This window comes from Polynucleobacter sp. AP-Kaivos-20-H2, assembly GCF_018882215.1.
In the GTDB taxonomy this organism is placed as follows: domain Bacteria; phylum Pseudomonadota; class Gammaproteobacteria; order Burkholderiales; family Burkholderiaceae; genus Polynucleobacter.
The window spans coordinates 280,644-298,553 of sequence record NZ_JACVOX010000001.1; the positions used below are offsets into that span (position 1 = coordinate 280,644).

Genomic DNA, 17,910 nt, shown 5'->3' on the forward strand with positions numbered 1-17,910 from the left:
TAAATTAGCGTCACTACGATTGGTGCCAAAACGGAGTACCCACCAAAGGCGTGCTTGCTTGAGCTGATTCCTGAGGCTTCATGGCGCCAGATAAATAGGCTACACGACCAGCATCAACTGCCATAGCAAAGGCTTTGGCCATCACCACAGGATCATCCGCCAAGGCTACTGCTGTATTTAGCAGTACACCATCAAACCCCCATTCCATCACAGTGCAAGCATGAGAAGGAAGTCCTAGGCCGGCATCTACCAAGAGTGGAACCTTTAGACGATCACGCAAGAGTTTCATGGCATATGGATTTAAAGGGCCTTGTCCGGTACCAATTGGAGCAGCCCAAGGCATCACCGCTTGGCAACCGACATCAACCAGACGTTGGCACAAAATGAGATCTTCAGTGCAATATGGCAGAACCTTAAAGCCATCTTTAATCAGAGTCTCTGCTGTCTGCACTAAGCGCAAGACATCGGGTTGCAAAGTGTAATCATCACCAATAAGCTCTAACTTGATCCAATCAGTTTCAAACACTTCGCGCGCCATTTGCGCGGTAGTAATCACTTCTTGTGGGCTATGACAACCAGCGGTATTCGGTAGAACAGGAACAGCCATCTTCTTAAGCAAATCCCAAAAGCCGCTATGTGCTTCAGCGCTGGATGTGCCTTGGCGACGTAAGCTCACAGTAATCATGCCGGGATTCGATACTTGTACAGCGTTCTCAAGAACCTGTGGAGAGGGGTAGCGTGAGGTACCCAATAGCAAGCGACTCGCAAAGCTCTCGCCATAAAGGACAAGTGTATCGGCGCTATTGAGATTATTAGGTAAAGGAGCGTTCATAGCAAAATAATTTGTTTTTAATCAGCCGCCAGTAACTGGAGCAATCACTTCAATTTGGTCGTTCTCATTTAATACAAAGTCTGCATGTTTAGTCTTGGGCACAAAATGAAGATTCACTGCAACGGCGTAAGGTGGTTTCGCCTTGATCAAGGCCAGAGCATCACTCACCATGCTCTTGCTGGGTAACTCATAAGCTACTTGATTAACGATTACGCGCATACCGCCTCAATCTGATTATTGTCTTGAGTCATGCTTAATCCCAAATCCAATGCAGTCTTGCTTGTGCCGAACTCCAGGAGCTCTAATGCGCAATCGAGTACTGCAGGAGAAATCATAAAACCATGGCGATACAAGCCATTGATCATGATCAAATCTGCAAGCCCTTTATCTCTTATTGACCGAATTTCTGGGAGATTATTTTTTAAAGTCGGGCGACACTGCGTTGCCATCTCCAAAATGCGGGCTTCTGCAAACCCACTATGAACGGTGTAGACAGCACTGAGCAATTCCATGGCAGAGCGTAAACTCATTTCTGATAGGTCATCAGATTCAATCTCCGTTGCACCAACTACATAGACGTCATTTTCTTTAGGAGCAATATAAATCGGGTAGCGCGGATGTATTAAGCGGGTAGGGCGACGCAACTTCACTTCTGGTGCATGGAGTCGAATGACTTCACCACGAACGCCACGTAAGCTATTGGGCCTGTCCCCAGATAACCAAGCTTCTTTAGCACCCGTACCGCGGCAATCAATTACCGCTTTATAGCCAGTCTGTTTACGCAATTCAGATGGGTTGATCTCGGTATGCCAGTGACAATTAACCTTCAATAGCGTTAACTCGCTAGCGAGAGCATCCAATAGCTGGCGATTATCTAATTGCCCTTCATTGGGTAAATACAGTCCTTGAGTAAAGCGATCGGCAACACCGGGCTCGAGTTCGCGTAATGCTTCATTATTGAGCTTTTGTGGTGCGCTGAGATCGGCGTTTGAGCGACAGTTCTTCTCTAAATGAGCAGTAAAGCGTTCAGCTTCACTAGCATCTTGGCGGTGCCACAAAATCAAAGTACCATCTTGCTGAAAGTAAACTGGTGAAGACAAGTCAGCAATTAACTCCTTCCAGCGAGGCAGGCTATGCAAACCCATGCGCACTACGGAATCTTCAGTAATTGCAGATTCAGCTAATGGCGCTAACATCGCCGCAGCAATGCGCGCAGCGGCATGGGCGCCGTCAGGGCCGCCTTTATCAAAGAGATCGACTTGAGCACCTCCTTGAGCAAGCGCAACAGCCAGCAAGCGACCCATCAGGCCGCCACCGACAATTGCGTATTTGCTATTGGAGAAGCTTGCGCTAGCCATATTTATCTTTTTAGCTCGTTGGCTTACTGATAAATCTCACTGCCGCGCTTGCGGAACTCTGCTGACATTTCTTCCATGCCCTTAGAAGCGTCAGCTACTTCAGTAATGGGAATAACTTTAGCTTTAGGACTGCCGTCAGCGTCTAAAGTAGCTGCGTAGTCACGAACTTCTTGAGTGATCTTCATGGAGCAGAACTTCGGACCACACATGGAGCAGAAGTGCGCAATCTTGGCACCTTCAGCTGGTAGTGTTGCGTCGTGATACTCACGCGCGCGCTCAGGATCTAAGCCCAGATTAAATTGGTCTTCCCAGCGGAACTCAAAGCGTGCCTTGGAGAGGGCGTTATCACGCACTTGTGCACCAGGCAAACCTTTGGCTAAGTCAGCACCATGGGCAGCAATCTTATAAGTGATGATGCCTTCGCGTACATCTTCCTTATCTGGCAATCCCAAATGCTCTTTTGGTGTGACATAGCAAAGCATTGCTGTGCCATACCAACCGATTTGCGCAGCACCAATGCCGCTGGTGATGTGGTCATAGCCAGGGGCGATATCGGTAATCAATGGTCCGAGGGTGTAGAAGGGAGCTTCTAAGCAATGCTTGAGCTCTTCAGTCATATTCTCTTCAATGCGCTGCATTGGCACATGTCCAGGACCCTCAATCATGACCTGTACATCATGTTTCCAAGCTTTAGCAGTCAGCTCACCGAGTGTATGGAGTTCGCCAAACTGAGCAGCATCATTAGAGTCAGCAATACAACCAGGGCGCAAGCCATCACCCAAGCTAAATGACACATCATAGGCTTTCATGATCTCGCAGATTTCATCAAACTTTGTGTACAGGAAGTTTTCTTTGTGATGAGCCAAGCACCATTTAGCCATGATCGAACCACCACGAGAAACAATGCCCGTAATACGATCAGCTGTTAACGGTACATAACGTAGCAATACACCCGCATGAATGGTGAAGTAATCCACGCCTTGTTCAGCTTGCTCAATAAGTGTGTCACGGAACATTTCCCAAGTGAGATCTTCTGCAATGCCACCGGTTTTATCTAGTGCTTGATAGATTGGAACTGTGCCAATAGGTACTGGAGAGTTACGAATAATCCATTCACGAGTCTCATGAATATGCTTACCAGTGGAGAGATCCATGATGGTATCTGCACCCCATCGAATGGACCACACCATCTTTTCTACTTCTTCATTGATAGAGGAGGTAACAGCAGAGTTGCCTAAGTTGCCGTTAATCTTTACACGGAAGTTACGGCCAATAATCATTGGCTCTAATTCAGGATGATTGATGTTTGCTGGAATGATCGCACGGCCTGCAGCAATCTCAGAGCGCACAAATTCACCGGTAACAATGTCGGGCAGATTGGCGCCATACCCTTTACCTGGATGCTGCTTCAATAACTGCTTGTATGCAGGATCTTTGCGCAGTTGCTCAAGGCCCATAGATTCACGCAGAGCGATGTATTCCATTTCAGGAGTAATGATTCCTTGGCGAGCGTAATACATCTGACTGACGTTATGACCAGACTTCGCAACGCGCGGTGCGCTGATATGAGAAAAGCGTAAATTTTGTGTGGCTTCATCTTGTGAACGCGCAACGCCGTATTCAGAGCTAGGCCCTGCCAACTGGATCGTGTCATTGCGTTCAGCAATCCAGGCATCACGGAGTCTTGGCAAACCTTTTTCAAGATTAATCACAACATCAGGATCGCTGTATGGACCAGAAGTGTCATAGACTGGTACAGGAGGATTTGCCAACATTTCTTCACCTACGCGAGTAGGTAGTTGCTCAATCATCCGGATTGGCGCTTTGACATCAGGCCGTGACCCTTGAAGGTAAGTTTTAGTTGAAGCTGGATAGGCAAACTTTTGCCCGAAGTCGCGCTCCAAACTTTTTAAACTTGGGATCTCGTGTTTTGCATTTTTAGTTGAAGTCTTGCCTGTACTCATGTCCATCTCCTAGCTGTTTTAGATGGACGAAACCGGGTGTCGGTCTGATGTAACTCCCCACGCCAGCATTACCTGGATCGGGTTCTAGGGTCTTTCTCAGCGCCTTCTAGCAAAACTGCTATTAAGGGCACCCCTGTTTCATCCTTAAGATGAATTTAACCACGAATTGACTGATTACTGCATGACGGCAGTCATGCCCTGCCAAATAGGCCCTGCAGGCTACTTATTGCGGCGCAATATGAAATTAGCCGTAACAAAGGCAGCATCAGAGGTAAATTCATCAGCTAGGATTCTGGCGGCAGCTTCCGGCAGAGAGATTTCAATAAAGCCACTGACTTCACCATCATGATTGGTGGGGACAAAGTTGTCAGCCAGCTCTAAATCGTAGACATATAGCTGTTCATCATGAAAGCCTCGACCGGCTATTGGGCGGCGCATATGAATACGTCCCACAGGCTCAATTTGATCGGAGATTTGCTCAGGTACACCAGCTTCTTCCCAAAGCTCACGACGCGCGCTAACCCAGGGTGTTTCATCAGCAGTAATACCACCGGCAGCCAAGTTATCTAACTTACCTGGATCAGTAGGCTTAGTTTCACTGCGTCTTCCAAGCCAAATCGTATTGCCTACCGTATAGCCATTGATATGCGTTGCCATACTGCGAAAGCCAAAGGTACGAAACGCAGCACGCTCCATGCGAAAGTATTTGTGACCATTTAGATCAACCCAAGCAAAGTCTTCGTTACGCCAACCTGGAATAAAACCATCCAATCTCATGCGATTGGCTAACTGATAAAGGCTATTAGATAAATCTCTAGGCTTACCTAATTGAATAGTGAGTTTGTCGTGACCCATTGCAATGAGAGCAATAGCTTCTTTGCGCAAAGAATCTTGCAGATAAGGAATAAATTCTGGATTGAGATGGCCAATGAGTTGTTCACCTATTGCACCGCGGGATAAATAAATCGGCAGGTATTCCGCAGGAGCAGAACGCGCCGTGTTTTGGAGCATTTCCTCGAGGGCAGCTAAAGTGCTGGTTGAAAGGCTGGTCATGCCTTAAGTGTAAGGGAACTCTCCGCTCTATGCGTTTATTGGTAAACCCTCATAACACAAATTCCTATAAGAACTAGCTTAAATATTTATTTGCAAATGCACAAAATAGATAAAGATATCCTGCACACAAATTAGGCAAGCTAGGTCTACCTATACAAATCTGTGACTTACGAAAACTTTTGAGGATTTATCCACAATGCCTGTGGATAAGTATGGGAAATTTTTGGTCCCGCCGACAGGAATCGAACCTGTATCCCACGCTTAGGAGGCATGTGCACTATCCATTGTGCTACGGCGAGATGCTAAGAAAATAAAAAGTGTGCTAAGTCAATTCTAATGAATTACAAACCATGAACTACCAACCACACAGCGCCCATACTTGATTTGTTACTGCCACCATCATATCGGGTGCGAAGTACATGGAGAAAACAAACAACAATGCGAATAAAGCAAACCCATAAAAAATGATTTTCCCAATGCTTGGTTTTCTCTTAAGCATTGGCCACTCTGTGAATTGCTCGTTCCTTTACAGGAAGATTAACTAAGAAAGCAAAGACGCCCAATCCAATTGCGATTTCCCAAACAATTAAATAGGAGCCAGTTTGGTCAAACAAATAACCACCTAGGAAGGCTCCGCAGAAACTGCCCAGTTGATGTGAGAAAAAGATGAGACCAGAAAGCATCGTCAAATACTTCACACCAAAAATTTGCGCAACAATGCCATTGGTCAGCGGAATAGTTGAGAGCCACAAGAAGCCCATGATGGCTGCAAAGATATAAGTGCTCATCGGTGTTGGCGGCAATAACAAGAACGCTGTAATAGCAATGGAACGCCCAATATAGATTGCAGATAGTAAATAGCGTTTAGGGAAGCGTTGACCTAGGATGCCAGAGCTATAGGTGCCGAAGATATTAAACAGGCCAATTAAGGCTAGGGCGGTCGTCGCGACAACCGGAGCCCCGACAGCTGGATGGGTAGAAGACAGGTCCTTAAGGTAAGGTGCCAAATGAACCGCAATAAACACCACCTGAAAGCCACAAACAAAATAACCTAAAGTCAGATAGCGAAAGCTTGGATTACCGATGGCTTCCTTAAGCGCCTGTTTGATTGTTTGATCGCCCAAATTGTGATTGTGGGTGAAATTCTTTTCACGCAACATAAATGCAGTTGGAATCATTAGGCTGGCCATCAATGCCAACATGAGAAGCGCATCTTGTGTACCAAACATACTGAGCAAACCTTGCTCAGCTGGAATCATGAGGAACTGACCAAATGAACCGGCAGCTGCAGTGATACCCATTGCCCAAACTCGTTTCTCCGCAGACACATTGCGACCCAGGATTCCATAGACCACGCTGTAGGTCGTGGCGGTTTGTGCCAGGCCAATAAGTAGGCCGCCGGCTAAAGTGAAATTCATGACATCAGTAGAGATAGCCATGCCTGCTAAACCTAGGGCGTACAAAATCCCACCAGCAACCATGATTTTGAATGCGCCGTAACGATCAGCCAAAGCCCCAGTAACTGGTTGCACAGCGCCCCAAATCAGATTTTGTAAAGCAATAGTCAGAGCAAACGTTTCCCGACCCCAGCCATTGGCTGAAGTAATGGGTAAATTAAAGAGGCCAAAGCCATGACGAATACCCATCGATAGGGTAACCATGAGTCCACCGTAGATGAGGACTTCCTTCATCGAAAGCCCTGCTTTAGATGTCTGTGTTGTCATGGATCTTAGATGATTCCCTTTGTGCGCAGCGCTTCAATCACTTGATCATCTAATTTGAGACGTTCATGCAAGATCTCTTGCGTGTGTTGACCGAGCGTGGGCGGTGCCATTCGCACTTCAGTGGGTGTTTTAGAGAGACGCATAGGACTAGCAACTAATTTCATATTGCCAACAGTAGGGTGTGGAACATTGATCTCTACCCCACGAGCTATGACTTGCTCATTTTCAAAGACTTCTTTGAAGTTATTGATCGGTCCGCAAGGAACATTAGCCTTTTCTAGAAGTGATATCCATTCTTTCTTTGTTTTTTTACGGGTCATGGCTTCAAGTAGCGGCACTAGCTCATCTCGGTGCTGAACACGGAGTGGGTTAGTGGCGTAATGTGGATTATCAGCAAGGTGGCCTTCTTCGCCAGCCATAACAAAGTGTCGGTATTGACCGTCATTGCCAGCAGCAACAATCATCCAGCCATCCGATGTTGGGAAGGTCTGATACGGAACAATGGTTACGGAGGCATTGCCAATTCGACGGGGCACTTTTTCAGATGTAAGGTAGGCGCTTGAAACATTAGCCATCACTGCAATTTGGGTATCCAATAAAGCCATATCGATGTATTGGCCTTCACCTGTATGGTCACGGTGAATGACAGCTGCCAATATGGCTGTAGAGGCATACATGCCGGTAAAGATGTCTGCGATTGCAACCCCTGCTTTTTGTGGGCTAGCTCCTTTAATACCATCCGCTTCACCGGTAACACTCATAAAGCCGCCCATACCCTGAACGATGAAGTCGTAGCCAGGACGATTAGCAAAGGGACCAGTCTGACCAAACCCTGTAATTGAGCAGTAGATCAAATCTGGCTTTACTTTTTTGAGGCTTTCATAATCAAGGCCATATTTAGCGAGGTCGCCAACTTTGTAGTTTTCAATCACCACATCCGATTCGGCAGCCAGCTGACGGATCAATTCTTGACCTTCGGGTTTTGCAATGTCGACCGTAATTGAACGTTTATTGCGGTTAATGCAAATAAAATAGGCAGATTCTTCAGTTTCGTTGCCGTTGGCGTCTTTGACAAAAGGAGGCCCCCAATGGCGGGTATCATCGCCAACGACCGGTCTTTCGACTTTGATGACATCTGCACCCAAATCCGCTAGGTTTTGAGCGCACCAAGGCCCTGCCAAGACTCGGCTAAGGTCTAAAACGCGAATATGACTTAAGGCTCCCATCCCCCGATTTTGGCATGGATGACAGGGGAATTCCCGAAAAATTCGGTCTGAAGCTCAGACATGACTACAATTTGCGCGCATGGCTACCCGTAAAACTTCCGAATACAGCGAATCGTCGATTCAGGTCCTAAAAGGACTGGAACCAGTCCGTCAACGGCCTGGAATGTACACTCGCACCGACAATCCACTCCACATCATTCAAGAGGTGCTGGATAACGCATCCGATGAGGCTTTAGGAGGTTTTGGTAAGCAAATCATCGTTACGATGCATGCCGACGGCAGTGTGAGTGTGGAAGATGATGGTCGCGGCATTCCGGTGGGCATGCATCCTACCGAAAAATTGCCAGTAGTGGAGATTGTGTTTACTCAGCTTCATGCTGGCGGTAAGTTTGAAAAAGGTACTGGTGGTGCTTATGCATTCTCAGGTGGCTTGCACGGCGTTGGTGTTTCTGTAACAAATGCCTTATCCAAAAGATTAGAAGTCACCGTTTGGCGTGATGGCCAAATGTCGACATTGACCTTTTCTGATGGCAAAGTAATTGAAAAGCTCAAAACAATTTCTTCTACAAAAGAAGATAAGTCACACGGTACGCGCGTACGTGCATGGCCAGACGGTAAGTATTTTGATAGCTCAGTGATTCCAATGCCTGAGCTCATTCGCCTATTACGCTCTAAGGCTGTTTTATTGCCTGGCGTGAAGGTAACGCTGATTCAAGAAAAATCAGGCGATACCCAGACATGGCAATATGCACAAGGCTTACGTGGCTACTTAAATGAAGCGATTGCGCAAGCAGGTCATGGCGCCGAAGTCATTCCACCATTCGAAGGCGAGCAATACGCTACCGGCACTGGAGAGGAAGATTCTTTTGCTGAAGGCGAGGGCGCGGCTTGGGTAGTTTGTTGGACTGAAGATGGCGCACCAGTGCGTGAGAGTTATGTGAACTTGATTCCAACGCCTGCAGGCGGTACTCACGAAAGCGGTTTGCGTGAAGGTTTATTCAATGCCGTTAAAGGCTTTATTGAGATGCATGCATTGCAGCCGAAAGGTGTGAAACTCATGCCTGAAGACGTATTTGCTCGCGCGTCTTTCATTTTGTCAGCCAAAGTATTGGATCCTCAGTTTCAAGGACAGATTAAAGAGCGCCTGAATTCTCGTGATGCCGTACGTTTAGTTTCTGGCTATGTGAAGTCTGCTTTAGAGCTTTGGCTCAACCAGCACGTTGACTATGGTCGTAAGTTAGCTGACCTAGTGATTAAACAGGCACAAGCGAGAACCCGTGCTGGCCAAAAGGTAGAGAAGAAGAAGTCTTCTGGTGTAGCTGTTCTGCCTGGCAAGCTTACCGACTGTGAGAGCCAAGACATTGGCATGAATGAAATCTTCCTAGTAGAGGGTGATTCTGCTGGTGGTTCAGCCAAGATGGGCCGTAATAAGGAATATCAGGCTATCTTGCCATTGCGTGGCAAGGTATTAAATACTTGGGAAGCTGAGCGTGATCGCTTATTTGCCAATAATGAAGTACATGACATCGCTGTAGCGATTGGTGTGGATCCGCATGGAGCAAATGACACCCCCGACCTATCCAATCTGCGCTATGGCAAGGTATGCATTCTGTCTGATGCGGACGTTGATGGCGCACACATTCAGGTATTGCTCTTAACCTTGTTCTACAAACATTTCCCTAAATTGATTGAGTTAGGACATGTGCATATTTCTAGACCACCACTATTCAGAGTCGATGCTCCAGCGCGTGGCAAGAAACCAGCACAGAAGATTTATGCCCTTGATGCAAATGAGCTTCAAGCGATTGAAGATAAATTACGTAAAGACGGCGTTAAAGAATCTGCATGGCAGATCTCTCGCTTTAAGGGTCTGGGAGAGATGAGTGCTGAGCAACTTTGGGATACGACTTTGAATCCTGACACTCGTCGTTTACTGCCGGTCACTTTGGGCACATGGACTGAAGACGAAACGTTTAAAACAATGGACATGTTGATGGGTAAATCAGAGTCTGGTGCACGCCGTGATTGGTTAGAAGAGCGCGGCAATGAAGTGGAGGCGGATATCTAATGACAACCAAAAAAACTCCTGGAAAAAATACTCCAGCCGATCAAGCAGATTTGTTTGCCAACCCCATTGAAATAAATATTGTTGAAGTGGAAGAGACTCCTGCAGTTGCTACCTCTTCTGGCGGTGGAGCGGGTAATCATGACCCCAAAACGGTTGACTTAAATGAAGATGGTAAAGACAGCTTAACGCTAGCGGTATACGCAGAGCGCGCCTATTTAGATTACGCAATAAGCGTAGTTAAGGGCCGTGCATTACCAGATGTATCTGATGGCCAAAAACCTGTACAGCGTCGCATTTTGTTCTCAATGAGCGAAATGGGATTGCGTGCAGATGCTAAGCCGGTGAAAAGTGCGCGTGTAGTTGGCGATGTGTTGGGTAAGTTCCATCCCCACGGTGACCAATCCGCATACGATGCCTTGGTTCGTTTGGCGCAAAGCTTCTCATTGCGTTACCCATTAATTGATGGTCAAGGTAACTTCGGCTCACGCGATGGCGATGGCGCGGCAGCGATGCGTTACACGGAGGCTCGTCTTACTAAGATCGCTAGTTTGCTTCTGAGTGAGATTGATGAAGGTACGGTAGATTTTGCGCCGAATTACGACGGCTCATTCCAAGAGCCTAAATTATTACCAGCGCGCTTGCCGTTTGTATTGCTTAATGGCGCATCCGGCATTGCCGTCGGTATGGCGACCGAGATTCCTTCACATAATTTGCGTGAAGTGGCTACAGCTGCTGTTGCTTTAATGAAGTCTCCAAAGATGAGTACTTCAGAGTTATTGGAAATCATGCCTGGACCTGACTATCCAGGCGGCGGTCAAATCATTTCTTCTGCTGCAGAAATTGCGCAGATATATGAGGCAGGGCGCGGCAGTATTAAAGTGCGTGCACGTTGGTCTGTCGAAGAACTCGCTCGAGGTCAATGGCAGATTGTGGTTAACGAACTGCCTCCAGCAACCTCCTCGCAGCGTGTGCTGCAAGAGATTGAAGAAATCACTAATCCAAAGGTGAAGGTTGGTAAAAAGACCTTAACCCCTGAGCAAAACAATCTTAAATCGACCATCTTGAATGTGCTCGATGGCGTGCGTGATGAATCGAGTAAGGATGCCGCAGTACGTTTGGTATTTGAGCCAAAGAGCAAAAATATTGACGTGAATGAGTTTGTCAATTTATTGCTTGCTCATACTTCATTAGAATCCAATGCCCCAATGAACTTGGTGATGATTGGTAATGATGGTCGTCCACGTCAAAAAGGACTAAAAGAAATTCTGTCTGAGTGGGTCGCATTTAGGGTTGCCACAGTAACGCGCAGAACGCAGCATCGCTTAGGCAAAGTCAAAGACCGAATGCATATTTTGGAAGGACGTTTAACCGTTCTTCTCAATATTGATAAGGTCATTAAGATCATCCGTAATAGCGATGAACCTAAAGCGGATTTGATCAAAGAGTTCAAGCTGAGTGATCGCCAGGCTGAAGATATTCTGGATATTCGCTTGCGCCAGTTGGCTCGCTTAGAAGGCATCAAGATTGAGCAAGAGCTGAAAGAGCTTAAGGCTGAACGTGATGACTTAGAGGGTTTGTTGCAAAACGACACGGTATTGCGCAAGCGCATCATCAAAGAAATCGAATCCGATATGAAGGACTTCGGTGATGATCGTCGCACCCTGATTCAGGAAGATAAGCGCGCCATTGCTGAGACCAAAGTCATTGATGAGCCAGTTACAGTGATTGTTTCTCAAAAGGGCTGGGTACGTGTGCGCCAAGGCCATGAGCATGATGCAACTCAATTTGGATTCAAGGCAGGCGATGCTTTATATGCCACCTTTGAAGTGAGAACTGTAGACGTTATTCAGGGCTTTGGTAGCGACGGACGTGTATACACAGTTCCTGTCAGCGAATTACCGGGCGCTCGTGGAGATGGTTCGCCATTAACTAGCTTCGTTAATTTGGCCGCTGGCTCCCAAATGGTTGCCTATTACGCTGGTCAACCAGATGATTTGGTATTGCTTTCCACTAAAGCCGGTTATGGATTCTTGGCTAACGTTGCTGATATGACTACCCGTAACAAAGCGGGCAAATCATTCTTGAGTATGGACGCTAAGGTCCCTGGCGATGCCCCTTTAGGTGCCGCCAAGGTAAAGGTAGGCATGAAGCAAGTTGCCTGCTTATCAGAGGCTTCCAAGTTATTAGTATTCCCATTAGATGAACTCAAGCGTCTGCCAACCGGCGGTAAGGGCGTCATTCTCATGGGCTTGGATGAAAAAGAACACTTGGCTTCGGCTATCGCAGTTGGTCCTGACGGGGCTACCTATTCAGGCGCTGGACGTGCCGGTAAACCAACTGAACTCGGCCTTGACGCCAAAACCTTGAAGTCTTTTGCAGGTAACCGCGCACGCAAAGGCCACTTTGTTGAGCCGCGCTTAAAAGACGGCAAGTTAACAGCGAACTAAGCCAGCCAAGTCGACTAAGTCAGCTAAGTTTTCTTCGGAATACTCACGCCATATTTAACAGCAATTACCTCCGCCAGAATCGAAACTGCGATCTCTGGTGGGGTGAGAGCGCCAATAAATAACCCAACAGGGCCATGTAGCTTTTCAACCTGCTCCTGGCTGACATCAAACTCGAGCAAACGCTCTTTGCGTTTCTGAGTATTTTTTCTGCTCCCTAACGCCCCTACATAAAAGGCAGGAGACTTCAGGGCCTCCATCAAAGCCATGTCATCTAACTTGGGGTCGTGTGTCAGAGCAACAACGGCAGTGTGAGAGTCAACACCTATCTCCAGCAAGACATCATCTGGCATGCCCTTTGAGAAAGTAATATCAGAACGATTTAGACCTTCGGCATATTCTTCACGAGGATCAATCACGACGACTTCGAAATCTGAAGCCAGCGCAAAATCTGCCGTGTATAGGGATAGCTGACCAGCGCCAATAATCACCATGCGCCAACGAGGGCCGTAAGTGGTTTGCATTTCCTGTTCATTACAAGCAAATTCATCACTGCGATCGCCTAAGCTGAGGGTAGATTTGCCAGTAGCCAAATTGACGGAGCGGCGTGTAATTTGATGAGAAGAAATATTCGCAAGCAACTTTTCCAAAATAGCTAGTTCTGGCCTAGGCTCTACCAATAAACGTAAGGTGCCACCACAAGGCAGACCAAAACGGGCGGCCTCTTGCTGTGTTACTCCGTAAACCACCATTTCTGGGGTATCGCGAGTGAGGATTTCAGTTTGGACTCGACGAATCAGGTCATCTTCAACGCAGCCCCCTGAAACAGACCCAGCAACTTGTCCATCAGCTCGTATAGCAAGCCAGGAGCCGACTGGACGGGGTGCTGAGCCCCAAGTCTGAACCACGGTCGCAATTGCGACAGATTGACCCGATTGGAGCCATTCGACGGCAGATTTGAGTACGCTTAAATCGGTGCTGTTCATGCGTTTTCTTCTTTTTCGTTCTTTTGTGAAAGCTTTTATTAATAACTATTTATTATCACTCTAATGACTGTCTCCAGTGAATCCTCCAAAAGCCCCAATTTGCGTCTAGCCACTCTGATATTGGCAGCTGGTGAGGGAAGTCGTTTGGGTGGATATCCCAAAGCCTTGTTAAAAAAAGGCGGAGATAGTTTGTTAAAGCGCTTTATTCAATCTACCCAGAGTTTTGACCCCATTGAGACTTTGGTCGTTACAGGCTTTTACTCGGATCAAATCGAAGCAGAAATTAAATTACTTAAGCAGGGCGTAGCATGCCCACTAACTTGGATAAAAAATCTCCAGCCGGAGTTGGGTCAAGCCTCTTCAGTACGTCTTGGTCTTGAATCGCTAAAAAGTGACTATGAAGTTTTGTTAATTGCTTTATGTGATCAGCCGGACATAGCTAGCACTGAGATCGAGGCATTACTGTGGCAATTTAATCAAAGAAGCGCAAACCAAGAGGTCGTATTGCCGATGGTGAATGGTCAGCGAGGTAACCCCGTGTTATTTTCAAAACCAATCATTGAGAAAATCTTAGCAATACCCGGAATGGTCTGTAGACCTTACATGGATCTACATCCCGAGCTAGTGAAAACTTTTATTACTGATAATCAAGCCTTTGTAATGGATGTCGATACGCAGAAGGATATCGAGAAACTAGGGCTGGATAGAATCCAGCCCCATTAAGTTGCATTGAGTTAAATCTCAGCAATCAATTCAATTTCTACACAAGCACCAAGCGGTATTTGAGCAACGCCAAAGGCGCTACGCGCATGTTTGCCAGCGTCGCCAAAAACTTCAAACAATAATTCTGAGCAGCCATTCAACACTAAGTGTTGCTCGGTATAACTGTCAGTCGAGTTCACCAAACCCATGACTTTGACAATGCGCTTTACCTTGTCCAAAGAGCCAAGATAGTTCTGCAACGTAGATATCAGGTCAATCGCAATAGCGCGGGCAGCGGCTTTACCAGTTTCTGTATCCATATCTTTACCGAGCTTACCAACCCAAGGCTTACCATCATGTTTGGCAATGTGACCAGAAAGAAACACGGTATTGCCACTGGTGGCAGCCATGACATAGGCAGCAGCAGGAGGCCCTGGTGGCGGTAAATCGATGCCAAGAGTCTTAAGACGTTCGCTAATAGTTGTGCTCATATGAGTTTTCTGTAATTGAATTGAATAAAAGAATCTTACTTGGAAAGCTGACGCATGGCACTTTCAAGACCATTTAGAGTGACTGGGTACATACGATCTTTCATGAGGTTTTGCATGATGTCGATCGATTGACGGTATTGCCAGATGGATTCGGGCTCAGGATTAAGCCACGCAAAATGCGGGAAGTGGTCAATGAGCCGATTAATCCAAACAGTGCCCGCTTCTTTATTGTTGTATTCAACGGAGCCGTTAGGGCTCAATATTTCATAAGGAGACATCGTCGCATCTCCAACAAAGATGAGTTTGTAGTCGGGCCCATATTTATTAATGATGTCTTGCGTTGCAGTCACTTGATCACGCCTACGGCGATTGCTTTGCCATAAGTTTTCATAAACGCAGTTATGGAAATAGTAATGTTCTAAGTGCTTAAATTCAGCTTTGGCAGCAGAAAATAACTCAGCAATGCGTTGGATATGATCATCCATTGAACCGCCGACATCCATCAGTAGCAGAACCTTGACCTGGTTGTGTCGCTCGGGTCGCATTTGAATATCGAGCATGCCCGCGTTGGCGGCAGTTGAATGAATCGTTTTATCTAAATCAAGCTCTAAAGTCGATCCTTCTCGGGCAAAACGACGCAGGCGGCGTAAGGCAACTTTGATATTACGAGTACCCAATGCTAAATCACTGTCATAGTCCTTAAATTCTCGAGCTTCCCAGACTTTGATAGCCGTTCTGTTGCCGGCACTCTCGCCACCAATACGGATGCCTTCGGGGTGATAGCCGCTGTGACCAAAGGGTGAAGAACCACCTGCGCCAATCCATTTATTGCCACCGCCATGCCATTCTTTTTGCTCTTTTAGAAGCTCCTCAAGGCGCTTCTTTAAGGCATCCGGCCCACCCAATTTCTGCAGCGCAGCTTTTTCTTCATCCGTTAGTACGCGTTGAAGTTTTTTCTCTAACCATTCCAGTGGAATATCTGGTGAGAGCGCAATGATTTGTTCAATCCCGTTGAAGTAGCTACCAAATACTTGATCAAAGCGATCAAAGTGTTGCTCATCCTTAACTAATGTTAAGCGCGAGAACTGATAAAACTCATCAATAGAGGGGTTAATAACACCGGATTTCAAACCCTCCAAAAGAGTTAAAAACTCTCGCACTGAAACAGGCACCTTGGCCTCTTTCAGATTTAGGAAGAATTGAATCAACATGTCAGAAGTCTTCTAGCTAACAAGTTAGCGATGATTGCGATTCATCATGACCAAGCGTTCAAATAGATGAATATCTTGTTCATTCTTAAGTAAAGCCCCGTGCAATGGTGGTACGACAATCTTTTCATCGCTGCTGTGCAGCGCTTCAGGTGGGATATCCTCCGCCAATAAGAGCTTGAGCCAGTCGATTAATTCAGATGTAGAGGGCTTCTTCTTTAAGCCCGGCAACGAGCGTATCTGGTAGAAGGCCTTGAGGGCGGCATCCAAAAGATCCTGTTTGATATTGGGGTGGTGCACATCCACGATGCTTTTCATCGTATTGGCGTCCGGGAAGGTGATGTAATGAAAGAAGCAGCGACGTAAGAAAGCATCGGGTAATTCTTTTTCATTGTTTGAAGTAATGATGACGAGCGGGCGATGTTTAGCCTTAATCAATTCACGAGTTTCATAGACATAAAACTCCATGCGATCAATTTCGCGTAATAAGTCATTCGGAAACTCAATATCCGCTTTATCGATTTCATCAATGAGCAATACAGTCGGCTCGTCTGCTTCAAATGCTTGCCATAAAACACCTTTGATAATGTAGTTCCGAATATCGTTTACTTTTTCATCGCCCAATTGGGAGTCGCGCAAACGGCTTACGGCATCGTATTCATAAAGACCCTGCTGAGCCTTTGTGGTTGATTTGATATGCCATTGCAATAGTGGCATGTTGAGGGCAGCAGCCACTTCTTCAGCGAGCATGGTTTTCCCAGTGCCAGGCTCACCTTTAATGAGGAGGGGACGCTGCAGAGCAATGGACGCATTCACAGCCAATTTCAGATCATCAGTGGCGACATAGCTTTGGCTACCAGCAAAGCGACTTGGGGAGGGCGAAGTGGATTTGCTCATGGACATACCTAAATAAGGACTGGATTAAGCTTTCAAGTATAGGTAAATGAGGGAAATTTTTCAGTGTTTCTAGTGTTTTTGGCCTCTAAAATGACGGGAAAGGCATCTGTCCGCTATACTCTCTCCAAATTGATCCAAATCAAACTCATTAAAAATGATTTCTATGAAAAAACTCACATTTCTTCCTCATTTGGCCGTTGCTGCAACTCTAGCTTTTGCAGGTTCTGGTGCTCAGGCTGATGAAGTTAAGGGTACTGCAGCTGCTGGTAACGCTAAGGTTTGGCTTTGTGTTGGTTGCCACTCCATTCCTGATTACCGTGCTGATTACCCATTGGTATATAAAGTGCCTATGTTGGGCGGTCAAAACGGTGCTTACATTGCTACCGCTTTGTCAGAGTACAAAAAAGGTGAGCGCAAGCATCCAACGATGCGTGCGATTGCTGCTAGCTTGTCAGACCAAGATATGGCCGATATTGGCGAATACTATGCAGCACAAACCCCTAGCTCACCGAACAACCCATTGAAGTAATTCATTGATAAAGATACATAGAGATACTTTTATGAAATTCGCACTTATTACAGCAGTTTTACTCTCCAGCATTGGTTTGGTAAACGTAGCAAATGCTGCAAACGTAGATAAAGGTCAAGCATTGGTAGAGAAGGCTAATTGCGCCTCTTGCCATGGCGCTGGACTCAATGCCCCAATCTTGCCTGTTTATCCAAAGTTAGCTGGCCAGTATTCTGATTACTTGTATTACGCCTTGAAAGCGTACAAAGTAGGCAATGGCAATCCTCAGTATGGTCGTAATAACGCCATCATGGGCTCACAAGTACAAGCCTTTAGTGATGCTGATATGCAGGATATCGCCGCTTATGTTTCCAGCTTGCCAGGAAATTTTGTTATTAAAAAGTAAATCCTGCTAGCTCAGGCTACTTAAATTAAAGGCTTAGAATATC

16 protein-coding genes, 1 tRNA gene and 1 riboswitch are annotated in these 17,910 nt (G+C 46.4%); of the genes, 5 read left to right on the plus strand and 12 right to left on the minus strand.

Annotated elements, in window-relative coordinates; genetic code table 11:
- Positions 1-13 precede the first annotated feature (13 nt).
- From ICE89_RS01410 to ICE89_RS01445, 8 genes are all read right to left on the minus strand, one after another.
- On the minus strand, positions 14-832 hold the full coding sequence (locus ICE89_RS01410; RefSeq protein WP_216264385.1) for a thiazole synthase: 819 nt from the start codon (positions 830-832) through the stop codon (positions 14-16).
- Positions 833-853: 21 nt separating this feature from the next.
- Positions 854-1,051 carry a sulfur carrier protein ThiS gene (thiS, locus tag ICE89_RS01415; protein ID WP_216263166.1) on the minus strand — a complete coding sequence of 66 codons (198 nt, stop codon included), beginning with the start codon at positions 1,049-1,051 and terminating at the stop codon, positions 854-856.
- Positions 1,042-2,190 carry an FAD-dependent oxidoreductase gene (locus ICE89_RS01420; RefSeq protein ID WP_216264386.1) on the minus strand — a complete coding sequence of 383 codons (1,149 nt, stop codon included), beginning with the start codon at positions 2,188-2,190 and terminating at the stop codon, positions 1,042-1,044. The genes thiS and ICE89_RS01420 overlap by 10 nt, the downstream gene beginning before the upstream one ends.
- Positions 2,191-2,213: 23 nt before the next feature.
- Positions 2,214-4,154 (minus strand): phosphomethylpyrimidine synthase ThiC, encoded by a 1,941-nt coding sequence (gene thiC / locus ICE89_RS01425; protein ID WP_255537447.1) that lies wholly within the window; start codon positions 4,152-4,154, stop codon positions 2,214-2,216.
- A gap of 37 nt (positions 4,155-4,191) precedes the next feature.
- Positions 4,192-4,299: riboswitch (TPP riboswitch) on the minus strand.
- 74 nt (positions 4,300-4,373) lie between these two features.
- Entirely contained in the window at positions 4,374-5,207 is an 834-nt protein-coding gene (locus tag ICE89_RS01430) for an NUDIX hydrolase family protein (protein WP_216264387.1), read from the minus strand.
- A gap of 224 nt (positions 5,208-5,431) precedes the next feature.
- Positions 5,432-5,506, minus strand: a tRNA-Arg gene (locus ICE89_RS01435).
- A 192-nt stretch (positions 5,507-5,698) separates the two neighbouring features.
- Entirely contained in the window at positions 5,699-6,931 is a 1,233-nt protein-coding gene (locus ICE89_RS01440; RefSeq protein WP_216263169.1) for an MFS transporter, read from the minus strand.
- Positions 6,932-6,936: 5 nt separating this feature from the next.
- A complete protein-coding gene (locus ICE89_RS01445) occupies positions 6,937-8,157 on the minus strand; it encodes a CaiB/BaiF CoA-transferase family protein (RefSeq protein WP_216264388.1) in 1,221 nt (406 codons plus the stop codon).
- Positions 8,158-8,236: 79 nt separating this feature from the next.
- Here ICE89_RS01445 and ICE89_RS01450 point away from each other — a divergent pair, with 79 nt between their 5' ends.
- Together ICE89_RS01450 and parC are read left to right on the plus strand one after the other, a co-directional pair.
- Complete coding sequence (locus tag ICE89_RS01450; protein WP_216264389.1) at positions 8,237-10,225, plus strand: DNA topoisomerase IV subunit B; 1,989 nt, start codon at positions 8,237-8,239, stop codon at positions 10,223-10,225.
- A 71-nt stretch (positions 10,226-10,296) separates the two neighbouring features.
- Entirely contained in the window at positions 10,297-12,672 is a 2,376-nt protein-coding gene (parC, locus tag ICE89_RS01455) for a DNA topoisomerase IV subunit A (protein WP_216264996.1), read from the plus strand.
- Positions 12,673-12,695: 23 nt separating this feature from the next.
- On the opposite strand, the gene ICE89_RS01460 is transcribed toward parC, so the two are convergent.
- Positions 12,696-13,655: an XdhC family protein gene (locus tag ICE89_RS01460; RefSeq protein ID WP_216264390.1), complete on the minus strand. Its 960-nt coding sequence runs from the start codon at positions 13,653-13,655 to the stop codon at positions 12,696-12,698.
- A 63-nt stretch (positions 13,656-13,718) separates the two neighbouring features.
- On the opposite strand from ICE89_RS01460, the gene ICE89_RS01465 reads away from it, so the two are divergent.
- A complete protein-coding gene (locus tag ICE89_RS01465; RefSeq protein ID WP_216264391.1) occupies positions 13,719-14,378 on the plus strand; it encodes an NTP transferase domain-containing protein in 660 nt (219 codons plus the stop codon).
- An 11-nt stretch (positions 14,379-14,389) separates the two neighbouring features.
- On the opposite strand, the gene ICE89_RS01470 is transcribed toward ICE89_RS01465, so the two are convergent.
- From ICE89_RS01470 to ICE89_RS01480, 3 genes are read right to left on the minus strand one after another with little or no spacing between them, the layout of a single operon-like run.
- Positions 14,390-14,848, minus strand: coding sequence for a RidA family protein (locus tag ICE89_RS01470; RefSeq protein WP_216263174.1), 459 nt, complete (start codon positions 14,846-14,848; stop codon positions 14,390-14,392).
- Between the two features lie 35 nt (positions 14,849-14,883).
- Complete coding sequence (locus ICE89_RS01475; protein ID WP_216263175.1) at positions 14,884-16,059, minus strand: VWA domain-containing protein; 1,176 nt, start codon at positions 16,057-16,059, stop codon at positions 14,884-14,886.
- Between the two features lie 24 nt (positions 16,060-16,083).
- Positions 16,084-16,953 carry a MoxR family ATPase gene (locus ICE89_RS01480; RefSeq protein WP_216264392.1) on the minus strand — a complete coding sequence of 290 codons (870 nt, stop codon included), beginning with the start codon at positions 16,951-16,953 and terminating at the stop codon, positions 16,084-16,086.
- 163 nt (positions 16,954-17,116) lie between these two features.
- Here ICE89_RS01480 and ICE89_RS01485 point away from each other — a divergent pair, with 163 nt between their 5' ends.
- Positions 17,117-17,482, plus strand: coding sequence for a cytochrome c (locus ICE89_RS01485; RefSeq protein WP_216264393.1), 366 nt, complete (start codon positions 17,117-17,119; stop codon positions 17,480-17,482).
- Positions 17,483-17,513: 31 nt separating this feature from the next.
- Positions 17,514-17,867, plus strand: coding sequence for a cytochrome c (locus ICE89_RS01490; RefSeq protein ID WP_215322117.1), 354 nt, complete (start codon positions 17,514-17,516; stop codon positions 17,865-17,867).
- The last annotated feature ends 43 nt before the right edge of the window (positions 17,868-17,910 follow it).